This window comes from Rugamonas rubra (assembly GCF_900114705.1).
GTDB classification, from domain to species: domain Bacteria; phylum Pseudomonadota; class Gammaproteobacteria; order Burkholderiales; family Burkholderiaceae_D; genus Rugamonas; species Rugamonas rubra.
Genome location: NZ_FOTW01000017.1, coordinates 1 through 17,204 on the forward strand (window position 1 = coordinate 1; position 17,204 = coordinate 17,204).

Genomic DNA, 17,204 nt, shown 5'->3' on the forward strand with positions numbered 1-17,204 from the left:
CGGCGCCATCACTCACAAACGGCGCCGCCATGTCCGGCAACGCCAAATCCAGCTCCCCCAGCACCTCAGCGATGGAGCGATGTCGATACAGCGCCAGCGCAATAACCAGCCAAACAACTTGCTGGGCCGGCAGACGGCGGCGGCGAATGCTGGCCTTGCCATGTTCGGCCAGTGCGGCTTCAATCATTTCGTAAGGTAAATGCTCGCCGAATCGGTTCCAGTCGAACGGATCAGGCACTTCATTGGCGAACAGTATGGCATCGGATAGCATCATGCCGAGAAGTTAACACAACGAAAACGCGTTTACAACCGCTATCGATTGCTTAAGTCAACGGCATTAGGGTCTGACCCTAGATTTGCGCCGCTGGGTTTTCTTAACCGAGAGGCATTGGCGGCCGGCCGGGCCGGGCGCGCGCTCGGCCTGGCGCTGGCCCTGCTGGCCGGCGCTGCCGCCGCCCAGTACGCGCCCGGCTTCGGCCCCAGTCCGGCGCTGCCGGAACCCGAACGCACGCTGATCCCCACCATCAACGTGGCGCCCGCCGAGCCCTGGCGGGACGACGCCACGCCGGTGCCGGCCGCCGGCTTCCGCGTCACCGCCTACGCGCGCGGGCTGGCCCATCCGCGCTGGCTGTACGTGCTGCCCAACGGCGACGTGCTGGTGGCCGAGACCAACGCGCCGCCCAAGCCGGACGACAACGCCGGCATCAAGGGCGCCATCATCAAGCGGCAAATGAAGAAGGCCGGCAGCGCCGGCGACTCGGCCGACCGCATCACGCTGCTGCGCGGCGTCGACGCCAAGGGACAGGCGCTGGGCCGCCACGTCTTCCTGCAAAACCTGTACTCGCCGTTCGGCATGGCCCTGGTCGGCCACGACTTCTACGTCGCCAACACCGACGCCGTGGTCCGCTTCCCCTACCGGGACGGCCAGACCGGCATCGCCGCCGCCGGCGTCACGGTGATGGAGCTACCGGCCGGGCCGCTCAACCACCACTGGACCAAGAACATCGCCGCCAGCCCGGACGGCAAGTTCCTCTACGTCACGGTCGGCTCCAACAGCAACGTCGGCGAGAACGGCATCGAGCAGGAACAGGGCCGCGCCGCCGTCTGGCGGCTGGAGCTGGCCGGCGCCAAGGCGCGGCCCTACGCCAGCGGCCTGCGCAACCCGGTCGGCCTGGCCTGGGAGCCGGTCGGCAAGGCGATGTGGGTGGCGGTCAACGAGCGCGACGAGCTGGGCGACGACCTGGTGCCCGACTACATGACGGCGCTGCGCGACGGCGCCTTCTACGGCTGGCCCTACAGCTATTTCGGCCAGCATGTCGACCGCCGCGCCAAGCCGGCCAATCCGGCGCTGGTGGCCAGCGCCGTCGCGCCCGACTACGCGCTGGGCGCGCACACCGCCTCGCTCGGCCTGGCCTTCTACCAGGCCGACTTGTTCCCGCCCAGCTACCGGGGCGGCGCCTTCGTCGGCCAGCACGGCTCGTGGAACCGGCGCCCACACAGCGGCTACAAGGTGGTCTACGTGCCGTTCAAGGACGGCAAGCCGGCCGGGCCGCCGCGCGACTTCCTGGTCGGCTTCCTCGACCGCGACGGCAAGGCGCACGGCCGGCCGGTCGGCGTGGCGGTCGCCGGCGACGGCGCCCTGCTGGTGGCCGACGACGTCGGCAACGTCGTCTGGCGGGTGGCGCCGATAGCGGCACCGGCGGCGCCGGCGGCGCGCTGAGGCCGGCGCAATCAAGCCCATGCACCGCGCTGCGTGCGCGAACGTACAGAAGCCCGACAGTGGGCGGCGCATGATGGCCCATCGCAACCCACCTGGGAGATCATCATGAAACGTACTGGAACAGCAGTCTGGAGCGGCGGCCTGAAGGACGGCACAGGCAAAATCTCCACCGAGAGCGGCGTGCTCGACAACGCGCAATACGGCTTCCACACCCGCTTCGAGCTGGGCGCCGGCACCAATCCGGAGGAACTGATCGGCGCCGCCCACGCCGGCTGCTTCACCATGGCCCTGGCGGCCCAGCTGGGCGAGGCGGGCATCACGCCGAAAAGCCTGATGACCACCGCCACCGTCACGCTGGACAAGGTCGACGACGCTTTTTCGATCACCGAGGTGCACCTGAACCTGGTGGCCAACATACCCGGTGCCGACCAGAAGGCCTTCGAGGAGGCGGCGCTGAAGGCCAAGCTGGGCTGTCCGGTGTCGAAGCTGCTCAACACCCACATCACGCTCGACGCGCGGCTGGACAACTAGGCCGCCGGCAGGTCGGCCCCGGCACGGAATCGGCAATGCGCTTAAAATCCTGTCTTTCTCTCCACCACCAACAAGGATTCATATGCGCATTCTGCACACCATGCTGCGGGTCGGCGACCTGCCACGCTCGATCGACTTCTACACCAAGGTGCTGGGCATGACGCTGCTGCGCACCAGCGACAACCCGGAATACCAGTACACCCTGGCCTTCCTCGGCTACGGCGCCAACCCGGAGCACGCCGAGCTGGAGCTGACCTACAACTACGGCCAGCACAGCTACGACATGGGCAACGCCTACGGCCACCTGGCCGTCTCCAGCGAGGACATCTACGCCACCTGCGAGGCGGTGCGCGCCAACGGCGGCAACATCACCCGCGAGCCGGGGCCGGTCAAGGGCGGCCAGACGGTGATCGCCTTCGTCACCGACCCGGACGGCTACAAAATCGAGCTGATCGAACGCAGCTTCGACGGCGCCGGCGCCGGCCTGTAGGCGGCGCACCGCGGCAAACGCCAAGGGCGGCTCCACGGAGCCGCTTTTTTTATGCCCGGTTGGCACGCCGTGCCGGCATGGTTCTCGCGCGCCAAGCCGATATTCACGAGTAATCGGACGCAAAAAAAACGCCGGCGACTGGCCGGCGTTGTTTGCTGCGCAGAGACTGCCGCCGGCTTAGCGCGCCAGCAGGGCGTTGATCGGCGCCAGATCGTCTTCCTTCAGGGTGCCGGCCGCCGCCTTCAGGCGCAGGCCGTTCATGATGGTGTCGTAGCGGGCCTTCGAGAGGTCTTTCTGGGTCGAGTACAGCAACTTCTGCGCGTTCAGCACGTCGATGTTGATACGCACGCCGACCTGGTAGCCCAGCTTGTTCGACTCCAGCGAGGACTTGCTCGACAGCTCGGCCGCCTCCAGCGCCTTGACCTGGGCCAGGCCGCTGTTCATGCCGAGGAAGGCCTGGCGCGCGCTCTGCGAGGCGGCGCGGCGGGTGGCTTCCAGGTCGTTGCGGGCCTTGTCCTCCAGCGCGATGCTCTCGCGCACCTTGCTGGTCACGGCGAAGCCGCTGAACAGGGGGATGGACCAGTTGACGCCGATCGAGTTCTGTTTCAACGTGCCGCTGGCGGTCTGGTTGTTGTGCGTGGTGCTGGCCACCAGGCTGGCGGTCGGGTAGTGGCCCGAGCGGCTGCGCTCGATCTCGCGCTTGGCGATCTCCAGCGACAACTCGGCGCCGACCACGGCGAAGTTCTGCCCCTCGGCCGAGCTGACCCACGGCTCCACGGCGGCCGGTTGCGGCGGCGCGATGCTCACGCCGGTGCGCAGCGGCGACAAGGCGGCCGGCGCCTGGCCGATGATGAGCTGCAGCGCGGCGCGCTTGTTGTCCAGATCGTTGATGGCGGCGAACTCCTGCGCCACCACCAGGTCGTAGGCGGCCTGGGCTTCATGGGTGTCGGTGATGGTCTGCGTGCCGACCTCGAAGTTGCGCTTGGCCGAGGCCAGCTGCTCCGTCGTGGCGACCTTTTGCGCCCGGGTCGAGCCCAGGTTGTCCTGCGCCGTCAGCACGTCGAAGTAGGCCTGCGCGACGCGGGTGATCAGGTCCTGCTGCGACTGGGCGAAGGCGGCCTCGCTGGCGGCCTGCGACAGCTTGCTCTGCTGGTACTGCTGCCAGCTGTTCCAGTTGAACAGCGGCTGGGCCAGCGAGACGGAGTATTGGTTGACGTGGTTGTCGCGGTCGCTGGCGGTGACGAAGCCCAGGCCGGCGCCCGGCACCGTGCTCAGCTGGCCGACGTTGGACGGCGTGAAGTCGCCCGTGTTGCGCGAGTTGCCCCCGCTGGCGATCACCGACGGCAGCAGGCCGGAGCGGCCCTGCGTGATCCGCTCCCGACCGGCGGCCTGGGCGGCGCGCGCGCTGGCGTACGTGGCGTCGTTGGCGAGCGCTTGCTGGTACACCTGGAGCAGGTCGGCCGCCTGTGCGTTGAGCGTCAACAAGGCGCTGGTGATCAGCACGGCGATAAGGGGTCTCTGCATTGCATTCTCCGTTGGAGTCGTCAAAAAAAGTTGAACAAATCAAAAAACAGGGGTCCGTCGCCGGCCGCGCGCGGCGCCGCCGGGTTGTCGCGGCGGCGCCGCCAGGGCGCCGCCGGCCGCATCGTTGCTATGGCCTCAATACTTCGGCATCGCGCCGTCGACCTGCAGCGCCCAGGCGTGGATGCCGCCGGTCAGGTTGTGGACCTTGCCGAAGCCGTGGCGCTCGAGGAAGGCGGCCACCTGCAGGCTGCGCGCGCCGTGGTGGCAGATGCAGACGATGTCGGCGTCCTCGTCGAGATCGTCGATGCGGGCCGGAATGGTCTGCATCGGCATCAGGGTCGAGCCGGCGATCCGGCAGGTGTCGAACTCCCAGTTTTCCCGCACGTCGAGCAGGAAGGGGCCGGGGCGCTTGTCGTCGGCCAGCCATTCGGCCAGCGCGGGGGCGGTGATGTGCTCCATGCGCGCGCGTGCCGCCTTAGAAGCTGAACTGCGAGGGCGTGGTGGCGTCCTTGAGCAGTTTGACTTCGGTTTCGAACAGGGTCTTGCTGTCGTAGGCCGACTCGCTGACGCGGGTCACCAACTGGGCCTTCATGGCCGGCGACGCGCCGACGATGGCGACCAGGCGGCCGCCCACCTTCAGCTGTTGCAGGAAGGCGTCCGGCAGCACCGGCAGGCCGCCGGAGACGACGATCACGTCGTAGGGTGCGCCCTTGCTCCAGCCCTGGGCGCCGTTGCCCAGCTCGACGGTGACGTTGCTGACGCCGTTGTCGGCCAAATTCTTTTCCGCCAGCGCCTTCAGCTCGGGAGAAATCTCCACCGAGGTGACGTGGCGGCCCTTGTGCGCCAGCAGCGCGGCCATGTAGCCCGAGCCGGCGCCGATTTCGAGCACATTCTCGTGCTTCTTCAGATTGATGTCCTGCAACAGGCGCGCCTCCAGCTTCGGCGTGAACATGGCTTCGCCGCCCGGCAGCGGGATTTCGCTGTCGACGAAGGCCAGGTTCTTGTAGGCGGCCGGCACGTAATTCTCACGCTTCACCACCAGCAGCAGCTCCAACACGTCCGGGTCCAGGACGTCCCAAGGGCGGATTTGCTGTTCGATCATGTTGAAGCGGGCTTGTTCGATATTCATCTTATGACTCGGCGGTAAGGAAGAATCCGTCATTTTATCGTTGAACTGGTCAGGAAGCACATGTTAACGACAAACAGGCGGGATCGCGGGAAATTGCGACAGTCTGCAGTTTGGAGGGGTTGAACGTACCAAATCGGCAACCCGGGGCGCGCCGGGGCGCCGGCCCGGCGCTCACGGCGCGGCGCCGGCGGGCGGCTGCAGGCCGCGCAGCGCCAGCGCGATGAAGTCGCGCATATAGGGTTCCGGCTCGATATGCGTCATGTCGCAGGGCAGGAAGCCGTGCGACCACATCATCAGCATGATCACCGGCGCGACCAGGATGGGGGTGATCGACAGCGGGTCGTGCGGCAGGAACTCGCCGCGCTCTATGCCGCGGCGCAACACCTTGGCGATCAGGCCGTTGCCGCGCGCCACCACCTCGTCGTTGTAGAACTGGGCCAGGTCGGGGAAGTTGTTGGCCTCGGCCATCATCAGCTTGGTGATGCCGGCCAGCCGGGTGGCGCCGATCTGCTCCCACCAGGTCATCATGATCAGGCGCAGCAGCTCGGCGCTGTGGCCCTGGTAGTCGGCCACGGCCTGCTCGGCGGCGCCGATCGGGCTGACGATGTTGTCGCGCACGACGGCCTTGAACAATTCTTCCTTGTTCTCGAAATACAGGTACAGCGTGCCCTTGGAGACGCCGGCGCGGCGCGCCACGTCCTCCAGCCGGGTGGCGGCGTAGCCGCGCTCGACGAACTGCTCCAGCGCGGCGGCGAGCAATTCCTGCGGCCGCGCGTCCTTGCGCCGCTCCCAGCGTGGTTTGGTTTCTATCGGGGCTGACATGGGGTCGCTCATTTAACTTACTCTTAGGTCATTAATATAGTCGCCTGCGTGGCTAGCGTCAAGCTTCACTGTTTGAGTTTCCTATCGTCAATGCGACGTAGAGACAGCATTCGATCGATCAGTTAAAGTGTCTGTAGCGCATAATTTCCTACGGATAAAACATGACATTTGCCGAACTGATCAAAGGTATCTTACGAGAACACCCGCAAGGACTAACACCGCAGCAGATCCGCGAGATCATCAAGCGCGAACACCCGACCTACTACGGTACCGAGGCTCACCAACGCAATGTAGAGAAGGGACACTACAAGGATTTGGAGCATGCTCTACTCGCTCAAATCTATGTGACCGCGCGGAGCGGTGGCCAGTTCTATGTGGACAAATCATTCAAGCCATTTGTCATGTCGCTGGTCCCAGGTGCGGCCCAGGAAGTGAACTTGCCAGATGAAGAGATTGAGACGGAGAGCCTGGAGAAGCTGGAAGCTGGCATTGGACGGCTGTACGTTTTGGGAACATCGCTCTACACTAATTCCGGCGAGGAAATCGTGAAGATTGGGATTACTACTGGTACCGTGGAGAATCGTATCAGTCAGCTCTACACTACTGGCGTACCGTTCCGGTTCCGAGTCATGAAGGACATCGAGACGAAGAATTACTACGAGCTTGAGCAGTCTCTTCACAAGCTGCTAGATCCATACCGCATCAATAAATCACGTGAGTTCTTCACTGAAAAATGCCTTTTGTTTGTTGATAAGGTTGTCGCGATTCATAACGAAATTCATTCAGGTCTGTAAGTAGACGACTCGGCTCGTCCGCTGCGCGATGCTGGATGGAGTGTCAAAGTAGGTGAACCTGATGACGAAGCGCTCCACTTACTGAATCAATGGCAGATCCCGTATCGCCGCATTGCCTATGTCCACGGTCAACACCTGCCCGCGCGCATCGTCGTCCCGGCCGGCTGCGCGCAGGTGCTGCTTGACCTTCTCCTTGGCTTGGCCCGAGTCCAAGGCCACGACTACGAACTCGCCCACTTTGTTCTGCTCGTTGCCGGTAGCCTGGACCGTGGCATGAAAACGATGGTGCAGTTGCCGCGTTTCGACAAGGTACTCCATCAGCACATCGTTGATACGTGTTTGCCAACCATCCCCTAAAGCCTTGAACGAGTCTAGTACCAAGTTGTCGAAACGGATGCTGGTGGGAACCTTGGTCGCTTCCTGCACTGGCCGGCCGCGCCCTCGCCGCGCTGGTTTGAGCTGGGCCAACTGCTCGTCGGTCAGCGGCGGGTTGTCCGGGTCCGACAACGCCGCTCGTGTGATCGCAGCATCCTCTTCATCGGTGGGCATCACTACCGAGCGTGCCTTGTTTCTGCGCACGGCCCGGAGCAAGTCCTCGTCGGATATTTATTGCGCATGCGAAAAGCTGTTTCTGCTCTAGGCGCGGTCCATCGGTGGAACTTCCTTGACGCGCACGCGACACATGTCGCACAATAGCGGCAACCGTCACAATGGAGCATCCTCATGGCAATCCCCTCAATATCCGAACTGACCGTGCTGAAGTCGCTATGGCGGCAGCAGCCGCTGAGCGCGCGCGAAATCCACCAGCAGGTCGAAGGCGAACTCGGCTGGTCGTACTCGTCGACGCGCAAGACGCTGGAACGCATGCTGGACAAGGGTTCGGTGCGCCAACACACCGTGCACGGCGTGCTGGTGTACGAGGCGGCGCTGGAGAAGGTCGACACCCTGGCGGCGTTCGCGCACGACTTCGGCAGGCGCGTGATGGAGATGGACACGCCCTTGCCGGTGAACATGTTCACCGGCAGCAAGCTGGTCGACGAGAACGAGCTCGCCCAGCTGGAACAACTGCTGCACGACTGGCCGGAGGACGGCCGCGACGAGGCGAAATGAGCCCGCTCGACCTGCTGGCTTTGCGCTTCCTCCTGGCCAGCTGCGGCTGCCTTGCCGCAGGGCTGGGCGTGTGGGCGCTGACGGCGCTGTGCCGCCGCTTTGCCGGCTTCGCCGCGCAACGCTCGCTGTGGCTGCTGGGCCAGGCCACCGTGCTGGCGGCCTTCCTGGTGGTGCTGCTGCCGCACAGCGAGCGTCTGCGGATGGTGCCACCGATCGAGTTGGCCGAAACGTCGCAGGCGCGCCCCGCCGTGCCGAGCGCGACGGGGCCGCTGGCGGCCGCCGCCGCCCCCGCCAACGTGCCAAACGTGGAGCAGAGCCAACGTTCCTGGCTGGCCTACGGCGCCCAGGCATGGCTGCTGATGTACCTGCTCGGCCTGGCCTACTCGATCACCAAGCTGTGGCACGCGCGGCGGATATTGCACGGCCTGTCCGCCGCCGGATGCCGCCTGCACGCGCTCGACCAGCACGATGGCTTTGCCGGCGCGCCGACGCGCACACCGGCGCCGGCGGTGGTCGAAGTGGACGCGCCGATCTCGCCGATGCTGTTCGGCCTGTTCCGCCCCCGTCTGCTGTTGCCGCTGCACCTGCGCAGCTTCGCGGCGGCACAGCAGCAGATGATCGTCGAGCACGAGCTCACCCATCTGCGGCGCGGCGACCTGTATTGGATGGGCGCCGGCATCCTGCTGCAAACGCTGCTCTGGTTCAATCCCTTCATGCGCCTGCTGCGCGAGAACCTGTCCTGGGCGCAAGAGCTGGGCTGCGACCGCGATGTGCTGCGCGGCCGTCCCCAGGCGCAACGCAAGGCCTACGCGGCGGCGCTGGTGGCGCAGTTGACGCTGCAGCACCGCACGGTGAAAACGGCGCTGGCTTTCGGCGGCGTCAGCGCTAGCACGCTGGCGGCGCGGATCGCGCTGATCCGCCGGCCGGCCGCCGCGCCGCGCGGGCCGTGGGCACGCTGCGCCTCGCTCGCCGGCCTGCTGGGCATCTTCGCCGCCAGCCTCGCCTTGCAACCGGCGCTGGCATGGCGTATCGACGCGTCGGCAGCAGCCGCGCAGCCGACGACGGAAGCATCGGCTTGGCCGCTCGGCGACGCCGCGTCGCCGACGGCGCTCAGCTGCACCGCGTTGGCCGACGCCGCCAGCGGCCAGCGCCTGGTCCTCGAAGGCCAGTGCGACGAACGGGTCACGCCGGCGTCGACCTTCAACATCGCCGTCAGCCTGATGGGCTACGACAGCGGCATCCTGAGCGACCAACACGCGCCGAGCTTGCCGTTCAAAAAGGGCTATGCCGACTGGAACCCGTCGTGGCGCGCGACGACCGATCCCAGCAGCTGGCTCAAGAACTCGGTCGTCTGGTACGCCCAGCAGGTCACGTCGCGGCTTGGCGCCGCGCGTTTCCAGCGCTACGTCGCCGACTTCAACTACGGCAACCACGACGTGTCCGGCGATGCCGGCAAGGACAACGGGCTGACGCTGTCATGGGTCAGCTCCAGCCTCAAGATCTCGCCGCTCGAGCAGCTGGCGTTCCTGCGCAGCGTGGTCAAGCGCGATCTGCCGCTGACGGCGAAGGCCTACGACATGACCGTCAGCATCATGCCGTCCCAGACCCTGGCCAATGGCTGGGAAGTCCACGGCAAAACCGGCACCGCCGCCGTCGTCCTGGCCGATGGCCGGGACGACCAGAAGCACCAGTACGGCTGGTATGTCGGCTGGGCGACCAAGGGCCAACGCAGCATCGTGTTCGCCCGACTGCTGCTGGACCGGCGACAGGCGAGCGGCGCCGCCGGCACGCGAGTAAAGGCAGCATTCCTGCGCGATCTACCGGCCCGTTTGGACGCGCTTTAACCACTCCATCAACAAAAGGAAACACCACTTTGAACAGCTTGCCCACACCCCGCAGCCGCCTTGCCGTCGCCCTCCTTGCCTCTTGCCTGCTGCCCCTCAACAGCTGGGCCGCCGACGACGCGGCGAGCATCCGCGCCTTGGTCGACACGGCGATCCGCCCGCTCATGGCCGAACACGACGTACCCGGCATGGCCGTCGCCGTGACGCTCAACGGCCAAGCGTACTTCTTCAACTACGGCGTCGCCTCGAAGGAGAACAACACGCCGGTCAGCGAGGCGACGCTGTTCGAGCTAGGCTCCATCAGCAAGACCTTCACGGCGACCCTGGCCTCCTACGCGCAGGTGCTCGGCAAGCTGTCGCTCGACGAGCACCCCGGCAAATACATGCCGCAGTTGCAGGGCAGCGCGATCGACAAGGCCAGCCTGCTCCATCTCGGCACCTACACGGCGGGCGGGCTGCCGCTGCAGTTTCCCGACGGGGTTGCGGGCGATCAAATGGTCGCCTATTTCCAGCAATGGAAAGCGGAAACCGCACCCGGCGCGCTGCGGCGCTATTCCAACCCCAGCCTCGGCCTGTTCGGCCACGTCGCCGCGCTGGCGCTGAAGAGCGATTTCGCCGACTTCATGGAACAGCAGTTGTTGCCGCAACTCGGCCTGCGGGGCAGCTATGTCCGTGTGCCGGAAAACAAGATGGCCAACTACGCCTGGGGCTACAACAAGGCCAACAAGGCCGTGCGGGTGAACCCCGACATCTTTTCCGACGAGGCCTATGGCATCAAGTCGTCGAGCGCCGACATGATCCGCTTCGTGCAGCTGAACATCGAGCCGAGCAAGCTGGCGGGGCCGATGCGGCGTGCGGTCGAGGCCACCCACGTGGGCTACTTCAAGACCGGCGACATGGTGCAGGGGCTGGGATGGGAGCAGTATGCCTATCCGGTCAGCCTGCCGCGCCTGCTGGCCGGCAACGCCCAGCCCGGCACCATGGAAGCCGACGCGACGACCAAACTGACGCCGCCGCAGGCGCCGTCCGGCGCCACCCTGTTCAACAAGACCGGCTCCACCAGCGGATTCAGCAACTACGCGGTCTTCGTGCCGCAGCAGAGGATCGGCGTCGTGATGCTGGCCAACAGGAGCTACCCGGTTCCCGCCCGCATCAAGGCGGCACACGCGATCCTGCGGCAACTGGCGCCGATGGTGAAATAGACTCCTGTCGCGGCGGCGGGCGAACAGAGGACGGCCGTCCGGCCTCCCGCCGCCGGCTCACTCGGCGGGAACGGCGAGCGCCAAGTCCAGCGCCGCCTTTTTGACCGCGCCGGCGACCGCCTCCGCCGTCGCCGCGTCCCTCAAGGCGCGGGCCAGCGACACCCCGCCCGGCAGGATCGACAACAAGGCCCAGGCGCGGCGCAGCCGGTCGGCCGCGTCGCCGCCGGGCAAACCGTCCGCGACGGTGCGCGCGAGCGCATCGAGATGCGACTGCAGCGCCGCCTTGACGTGCTCGTCGGCACGGCCGACCTCGGGCACCAGACTTTGCAGGGCGCAACTCTCGGACAGGTCGCAGGTGCGCTTCTGGCCGAGGTAGAAATCGACGAGGGCGGCGACCCATTGGCCGCCATGGGCCGCGCGCAGCTCGACGACGGCGGCGCGCAACTCCTCGATGCCCGCCGTCACCGATTCCACGAACGCCGCCTCCTTCGACGAGAAGTGCACATAAAAGGCGCCCGACGTGACGCCGGCCTGCTTGGCCAGACCATCGACGCCGATTCCGGCGAAACCACCCTTGCGGAAACCACGACCGGCGGCCTCGAGAATGCGCTTGCGGGTCATTGCCTTCTGTTCGTTGCGGGACATGTAGCGGCCTCCTGGCTGGTGAAAGCCCAATTATAGTTGACCACATAACGTTCGTTATGTATATTTTGGATAACGATCGTTATTTAAACGTTCGCGCCGGGCGCGACGCCGCGTCCGGTCCACTCTTTTTCAAGGATTCTTGCCATGCCGCTTACCCTCACACTCACCGAAGGCGTATTGCCACTGGGCACCGAAAAACTGGCCATCGCGCAGATCACGGACGCCTTCCTCAAGCACCACGGCCTGACCGACAACGCGACGATGCGCGCGAACATCACGGCGAACGTTCACGTGCTGCCCAGGGAAGCGACATTCGCGGGCGGGCGCAATTTCTCGGGGGCTTGGGTGGAATGGAAGGTGCCGTCGTTCGCGCTGGCCGAACGCCAGGTCCAACAAGGCTTTTTTACCGACGCGACGAACATCATCCATGAGTTGTCGGGCGGCGTGCAAGCGAAGGAGCACATCTATGTCAACGTCGTCCACGCCGTCGACGGCGGCTGGAATTTCAACGGCCAGGCCATGACGAACGGGGAAATCGCCGCAGCGATCAGCCAGGGCTAGCGGCGCGCGGGCCGAACCGGGCTGGCCGAGCCGGGGGGGGGGGCAAGGTCGCGACACCCTCCGGCTTCGCCAGCGCGGCCGCGACGCTGGCTTACTACTTGTAGATGCCGCAGCCGACCACCAGGTCGTCGATTTTTTCCACATAGCTCGACTTGGCCTCGATCGCCTTGCTCACCGGATTGGGCCATTTGTAGTCGAACCAGCCGCTGCCCTTGGTCTTGGCGACCTCGATCAGGCCCTGGATCAGATAGGTGCCCTCGGCGTCGCGCATGTCGAGCAGGTTTTTGCCGACCATCTTGCCGGCGTTGCCGTTGCCGATGGCCATGTTGGTGCCCTTCACGTCGTAGACGAAGATGTACAGGCTGCGGTCGACGAACTGGCCCTTCGGATTGCTGAACTCGGCGAAGGCCTTGTCCTTGCCGTTGGCCTTGATGTAGGCCACGGCTTTTTTCACCAGCGCCGTCGCCTCGGCGGCGGTGGCCCGTTCCTCGGCCTGCGCGCCCTGGCTAAGCGCCAGCGCCATCAGAGCGACGAAAATACTCTTCAACAATGCCTTCATGTGGTGTCTCCTGTGCGGTTCGAATAGATGGGGGACGGCATGTCGAAACAAAAACGATGCCATGGAGCACTATCCTGCGCCTTTTATGTTGTTAGGTCAACACAATGTGCCGCCCTCCGCGCCATGCCGCCGCCGCGACGGCGCGCTCTGTTGCCGGCTGTCATCACGCGGACATCTGCGGTCACTACCATGTTGCCAGCATCCCGGCACGGCCACGCCGCCGCGCCGCGCGCCTCGCTCAACCTACCCGGATGGACCTCCCATGCACCTGCAAGCCGCCACACACACCTCCCGCCGCGCCCGCCTGACCACGCTGGCCGTGCCGGCCGGCCTGGCCCTCGGCCTGATCCTCGGCGCGGCCGGCTGCGGCTCGTCCGACCGGCCCGCCGCCGCCACACCGCCGGCGCCCGCCCCGCCCGGCAAATGGAGCACCGGCGACCTGCACAGCCACACCACGCAGTCGGCCGACGCCGGCCAGGAGCAGACGCTGGACCTGCTGCTGAGCAAGGCCTTCGCCAGCTACGGCCTCGACTGGCTGGCCGTCAGCAACCACCTGCGCCCGTCAACCCGCGACCACAACGGCGCCGCCCTGCCCGCCCCGATCACCATGGCGCAGGGCATCGAGCGCTACGAGCTGCCGCGCATCGCCGCGCTGCAGGCGGCCGGCACCTATGCCGACAAGCTGGCCTTCTCCGCCTTCGAGTGGGACATGCCGAAGCACGACCACATCGGCATCGGCCTGTTCGCCGGCGGCGCCAAGCTGGCCACGGCGACGCGCGGCGTGGCCGAGTTCGAGTACCTGTTCACCAACCGCGACCCGGCCCTGTTCGCCGCCGCCGACGTCGCCGCCTGGAGCGCCAAGTACGCCGGCCGGCGCTACTACAGCACGGCCGACGACGCCCTGAAGGCGGTCGCCTGGCTCAGGGACAACTACCCGGACAACAGCTACGCGGTGATCAACCACCCCTCGCGCAACCGCAGCTACCGCATCGACGACTTCCGCCAGTTCAACGACATGGCGCCGTCCGTCTTCTTCGCCATCGAGGGCATGGTGGGCAACCAGATGGAGCCGGACCGGGGCGGCTACGGCGCCGCCCGCACGGCCGACAACGCGGCGCTGCGCACCTATGGCGGGGTCGACTACGTGGTGGCCCAGCTCGGCGGCGTGTGGGACGCCCTGCTCGGCGAGGGCCGGCGCATCTGGAACGTGGCCGACTCCGACGCCCACTTCAAGACGACCGAGCTGTACAGCAGCGGCTACTTCCCCGGCGAGTACGCCAAGACCCATGTGTGGCTGAAGGCCGACGGCATCGCCGGCCTGCTCGACGGCCTGCGCTCGGGCAAGTCCTTCGCCGTCTTCGGCGACCTGATCAACGCGCTCGACTTCAAGCTGGCCAAGGGCGCCGAGCAGCAGGAGATGGGCGGCGAACTGAAGGTGGCGGCCGGCGAACAGGTCACCGTCACCATCCGCTTCAAGAGCCCGGCCAGGAACAACTACGAGAAGCCGATCAACAGCGGCGTGGCGGCCGGCGTCAAGCCGCTGGTCGACCACGTCGACCTGATCGTCGGCGACGTCGGCGCCAAGGCGGCGCCGGGCACGCCGGCCTACAGCGCGGCGGTCAACCCAAGCACGCGGGTGCTCAAGCGCTTCACCAGCGCCGACTGGACGGTGGGCGCCGACGGCTACGCCAGCGTCAGCTACACGCTGACGGCGGCCAAGAGCCAGTACTTCCGCCTGCGCGGCAGCAACCTGGGCAGCAACGTGGCGGGCAAAACGCAGAACGGCGAACCGCTGGCCGACGCCAAGACCGAGACGGTGGACCACCAGCAGCGCTTCAACGATATCAACGACCGCAACTACGCCAGCCTGTGGTTCTATTCGAATCCGATCTTCATGACGGTACGCTGAGCGCCGGCGCGGCGGCGGCGTAGCCGCCGCGCCGCACGTAGCGTTCCAGCTCGGCCGGCGCCAGCGGCCGGCTGAAGAAGTAGCCCTGGTAGGCGTGGCAGCCGGCGCGGGCCAGGAAGTCGCGCTGCTCGCGCGTCTCGACGCCCTCGGCGATGACGTCGAGCTTGAGGCTGCGCGCCAGCGCGATGATGGTCTGGGCGATCGAGGCGTCGCTCTGGTCCTTGAGCACGTCGCGCACAAAGGAGCGGTCGATCTTCAGCTGGTCCAGCGGCAGCCGCTTCAGGTAGGCCAGCGAGGAGTAGCCGGTGCCGAAGTCGTCGAGCGCGAAGCCGACGCCGCGCGCCTTCAGCGCCGCCATCTTGGCCACCACGTCGCCGACGTCGGCCACCAGCAGGCTCTCGGTCAGCTCCAGCTTGAGGCGGCGCGGGTCGGCGCCGCTGCTGGCCAGCGCCTCGAGCACCTGGGCGACGAAGTCGTGCTGGCTGAACTGGCGCACGCTGACGTTGACGGCGATGCTCAGCCGGCGCGTCTCCGGCCGCCCCTCCCAGGCCAGCAGTTGGCGGCAGGCCGTCTGCAGCACCCAGCGGCCGAGCGGCAGGATCACGCCGATCTCCTCGGCCAGCGGGATGAACTCGGCCGGCGGCACCATGCCGCGCAGCGGGTGGCGCCAGCGCAGCAGCGCCTCGACCCCGGTCAGGCGGCCGTGCTGGTCGACCTGCGGCTGGTAGTGCAGCAGGAACTGGCGGCCCGGCACGGCGTCGCGCAGGTCGGTCTCGAGCGCGGCGCGCTCGAGCATGCTGACCTCCATCGCCGGGTCGAAGAAGCGCAGCGCGTTGCGCCCCACCGCCTTCGACTTGTACATCGCCAGGTCGGCCTGCTTGAGCAGGTCGTCGATGCTGCTCTGGCCGCCCAGGAACAGGGTGGCGCCGATGCTCGAGGTGCTGCGGTGGGACAGCTGCTTGAGCCGGTAGGTCCGGCTCAGCTCGTGCAGGATCTTGTTGCCGACCGCCTCGACCTGGCGCGCCGCCTCGGCCGCCGCGCCGTCCAGGCCGGTCAGCATGACGACGAACTCGTCGCCGCCCAGCCGCGCCACGGTGTCGCCGCCGCGCACGCAGGCGTTCAGGCGTTGCGCCACCTGGCGCAGCAGCAGGTCGCCCATGTCGTGGCCCAGCGTGTCGTTGAGGGTCTTGAAGTTGTCCAGGTCGATGAACAGGATGGCGCCGTGGCGGCCGCTGCGCAGGCCCGCCTGCATCGCCTGCTTGAGGCGGTCGAGCAGCAGGATGCGGTTGGGCAGGTCGGTCAGCTGGTCGAAGAAGGCCAGCTGCTCGATGCGCTGCTCGGCCTTCTTGCGCTCGGCCGACTGGGCGCGCCGGCGTCGCTGGATCAGCAGCAGGCCCAGCGTGCTGAACACCGAGATGGCGCCGAACAGCAGGCTCTGCACATAAAGCGCCTTGCGCCAGGGCGCGAACAAGACCTCGAGGTCGCGGCTGACGCCGATGCGCAGCAGCTCGCCGCCGCGCGGCCCGGCCGCCAGCAGGGTGCGCTGGGCGGCCAGCCGCCGGCCGCCGCCGGCGCCGGCCTCGGGCGGCGAGAACAGCAGGGGGCGGCCGGCGCCGTCGGCGATGCTGGCCCAGACGTCGGGCGCGTAGCGCACCGAGTCGAGCAGCGCGGCGACGTACTCGGGCCGCAGGCTGGCCACCACCATGCCGGCGAACTCGCCGCGCGGCCCGGCGACGCTGCGGTACAGGCGGATGCTGCGCCCGCCCGGCGGCGCGCTCAGGCGCAGCAGGTCCGGCTCCGGCCGGGCGGCGGCGGCGCGGAAGTGGGCGCTGGCGGCCAGGTCGACGCCGACCTGGCCCGGCGCGCTGCTGGCGCGCACGCGGCCGTCGGCGCCGACCAGCTGGATCGGCCCGATGCCGATCAACACCTCGTTGATCAGGCGCAGCTGGACGCCGTCGTCGGCCGCCCCGGCCGGCCGGCGCAGCACGCCGTCGATGACGCGGCCGGCCAGCGCCAGCTGCGGTGCCAGGTTCTTCTCGACGATCTCGGCCTGGATGGTGAGCCGCTCGCGCTCCTGGCTGTCGATGCGGCGGTATTCCTCGAACTGGGTGTAGGCGATGAAGCTGCCCAGCGCCAGCAGCACGGTGCCGTGGATCAGCCATTGGTGGAGGAAGTGACGGTTCTCGGTCTTTTGCGATACGCTCATGGTGCTGCCCTGGGACGGCCGCCGCGCCGGCCCGCGACGCGGGGCGGCGGGCGCCGGGCGGCAAGTGTAGGCGGCGGCGCGTAAAGACCGGGCAAAAATATAGATGCCACGTGTAAATATTTAGTAAACGACGGCAACATCGGCGCCGCCCCGGCGCG

The 17,204-nt window shown here is 67.0% G+C and carries 16 protein-coding genes and 2 pseudogenes; 9 read left to right on the forward strand and 9 right to left on the reverse strand.

The features are described from left to right. Nucleotides 1-271: transposase domain-containing protein (locus BM252_RS17700; protein ID WP_245774319.1), on the reverse strand; the 271-nt coding region annotated here is incomplete at its 3' end. A gap of 117 nt (nucleotides 272-388) precedes the next feature. Here BM252_RS17700 and BM252_RS17705 point away from each other — a divergent pair. The 3 genes from BM252_RS17705 to gloA all read left to right on the forward strand — a co-directional run bounded on the left by BM252_RS17705 (nucleotide 389) and on the right by gloA (nucleotide 2,741). Beyond that, nucleotides 389-1,720, forward strand: coding sequence for a PQQ-dependent sugar dehydrogenase (locus tag BM252_RS17705; RefSeq protein WP_093389002.1), 1,332 nt, complete (start codon nucleotides 389-391; stop codon nucleotides 1,718-1,720). Between the two features lie 105 nt (nucleotides 1,721-1,825). After that, nucleotides 1,826-2,251, forward strand: a complete 426-nt coding sequence (locus tag BM252_RS17710; protein WP_093389003.1) for an OsmC family protein — start codon at nucleotides 1,826-1,828, stop codon at nucleotides 2,249-2,251. Nucleotides 2,252-2,333: 82 nt separating this feature from the next. Beyond that, nucleotides 2,334-2,741, forward strand: coding sequence for a lactoylglutathione lyase (gene gloA, locus BM252_RS17715; protein ID WP_093389004.1), 408 nt, complete (start codon nucleotides 2,334-2,336; stop codon nucleotides 2,739-2,741). Nucleotides 2,742-2,918: 177 nt separating this feature from the next. On the opposite strand, the gene BM252_RS17720 is transcribed toward gloA, so the two are convergent. From BM252_RS17720 to BM252_RS17735, 4 genes are all read right to left on the reverse strand, one after another. Beyond that, nucleotides 2,919-4,265, reverse strand: coding sequence for a TolC family outer membrane protein (locus BM252_RS17720; protein WP_093389005.1), 1,347 nt, complete (start codon nucleotides 4,263-4,265; stop codon nucleotides 2,919-2,921). A 135-nt stretch (nucleotides 4,266-4,400) separates the two neighbouring features. After that, nucleotides 4,401-4,724, reverse strand: a complete 324-nt coding sequence (locus tag BM252_RS17725; protein WP_093389006.1) for a rhodanese-like domain-containing protein — start codon at nucleotides 4,722-4,724, stop codon at nucleotides 4,401-4,403. Between the two features lie 16 nt (nucleotides 4,725-4,740). After that, complete coding sequence (locus BM252_RS17730) at nucleotides 4,741-5,394, reverse strand: protein-L-isoaspartate O-methyltransferase family protein (protein ID WP_093389007.1); 654 nt, start codon at nucleotides 5,392-5,394, stop codon at nucleotides 4,741-4,743. A 171-nt stretch (nucleotides 5,395-5,565) separates the two neighbouring features. Then, the gene (locus BM252_RS17735) at nucleotides 5,566-6,216 is read right to left on the reverse strand and encodes a TetR/AcrR family transcriptional regulator (RefSeq protein WP_093389153.1); all 651 of its coding nucleotides are present in this window, start codon (nucleotides 6,214-6,216) and stop codon (nucleotides 5,566-5,568) included. A gap of 161 nt (nucleotides 6,217-6,377) precedes the next feature. Between BM252_RS17735 and BM252_RS31415 the strand changes: the two genes are divergently transcribed. Then, on the forward strand, nucleotides 6,378-7,010 hold the full coding sequence (locus BM252_RS31415) for a GIY-YIG nuclease family protein (RefSeq protein WP_093389008.1): 633 nt from the start codon (nucleotides 6,378-6,380) through the stop codon (nucleotides 7,008-7,010). A gap of 300 nt (nucleotides 7,011-7,310) precedes the next feature. Here BM252_RS31415 and BM252_RS31720 read toward each other — a convergent pair. Then, nucleotides 7,311-7,559 (reverse strand): annotated as a pseudogene (locus BM252_RS31720) (BrnA antitoxin family protein); the annotation flags it as partial. Nucleotides 7,560-7,733: 174 nt separating this feature from the next. Here BM252_RS31720 and BM252_RS17750 point away from each other — a divergent pair. From BM252_RS17750 to ampC, 3 genes are read left to right on the forward strand one after another with little or no spacing between them, the layout of a single operon-like run. Further along, on the forward strand, nucleotides 7,734-8,120 hold the full coding sequence (locus tag BM252_RS17750) for a BlaI/MecI/CopY family transcriptional regulator (RefSeq protein WP_093389010.1): 387 nt from the start codon (nucleotides 7,734-7,736) through the stop codon (nucleotides 8,118-8,120). Further along, nucleotides 8,117-9,964 carry a class D beta-lactamase gene (gene blaOXA / locus BM252_RS17755; RefSeq protein WP_093389011.1) on the forward strand — a complete coding sequence of 616 codons (1,848 nt, stop codon included), beginning with the start codon at nucleotides 8,117-8,119 and terminating at the stop codon, nucleotides 9,962-9,964. The genes BM252_RS17750 and blaOXA overlap by 4 nt, the downstream gene beginning before the upstream one ends. 38 nt (nucleotides 9,965-10,002) lie before the next feature. Next, nucleotides 10,003-11,166 (forward strand): class C beta-lactamase, encoded by a 1,164-nt coding sequence (ampC, locus tag BM252_RS17760; protein ID WP_425442340.1) that lies wholly within the window; start codon nucleotides 10,003-10,005, stop codon nucleotides 11,164-11,166. 57 nt (nucleotides 11,167-11,223) lie between these two features. Here ampC and BM252_RS17765 read toward each other — a convergent pair whose 3' ends face one another. Then, nucleotides 11,224-11,811: a TetR/AcrR family transcriptional regulator gene (locus BM252_RS17765; RefSeq protein ID WP_093389012.1), complete on the reverse strand. Its 588-nt coding sequence runs from the start codon at nucleotides 11,809-11,811 to the stop codon at nucleotides 11,224-11,226. Between the two features lie 144 nt (nucleotides 11,812-11,955). Here BM252_RS17765 and BM252_RS17770 point away from each other — a divergent pair, with 144 nt between their 5' ends. Beyond that, the gene (locus BM252_RS17770) at nucleotides 11,956-12,372 is read left to right on the forward strand and encodes a 4-oxalocrotonate tautomerase (protein WP_093389013.1); all 417 of its coding nucleotides are present in this window, start codon (nucleotides 11,956-11,958) and stop codon (nucleotides 12,370-12,372) included. 94 nt (nucleotides 12,373-12,466) lie between these two features. Here the strand turns inward: BM252_RS17770 and BM252_RS17775 are convergent, their stop codons facing one another. Continuing rightward, on the reverse strand, nucleotides 12,467-12,931 hold the full coding sequence (locus tag BM252_RS17775) for a cache domain-containing protein (protein ID WP_093389014.1): 465 nt from the start codon (nucleotides 12,929-12,931) through the stop codon (nucleotides 12,467-12,469). Between the two features lie 262 nt (nucleotides 12,932-13,193). Here BM252_RS17775 and BM252_RS17780 point away from each other — a divergent pair, with 262 nt between their 5' ends. Then, complete coding sequence (locus BM252_RS17780) at nucleotides 13,194-14,840, forward strand: CehA/McbA family metallohydrolase domain-containing protein (protein ID WP_245774321.1); 1,647 nt, start codon at nucleotides 13,194-13,196, stop codon at nucleotides 14,838-14,840. Here BM252_RS17780 and BM252_RS32140 read toward each other — a convergent pair. Beyond that, nucleotides 14,824-16,197 (reverse strand): annotated as a pseudogene (locus BM252_RS32140) (putative bifunctional diguanylate cyclase/phosphodiesterase); the annotation flags it as partial. The gene BM252_RS17780 and the pseudogene BM252_RS32140 sit on opposite strands and share 17 nt — an antisense overlap. Nucleotides 16,198-17,204: the final 1,007 nt, after the last annotated feature.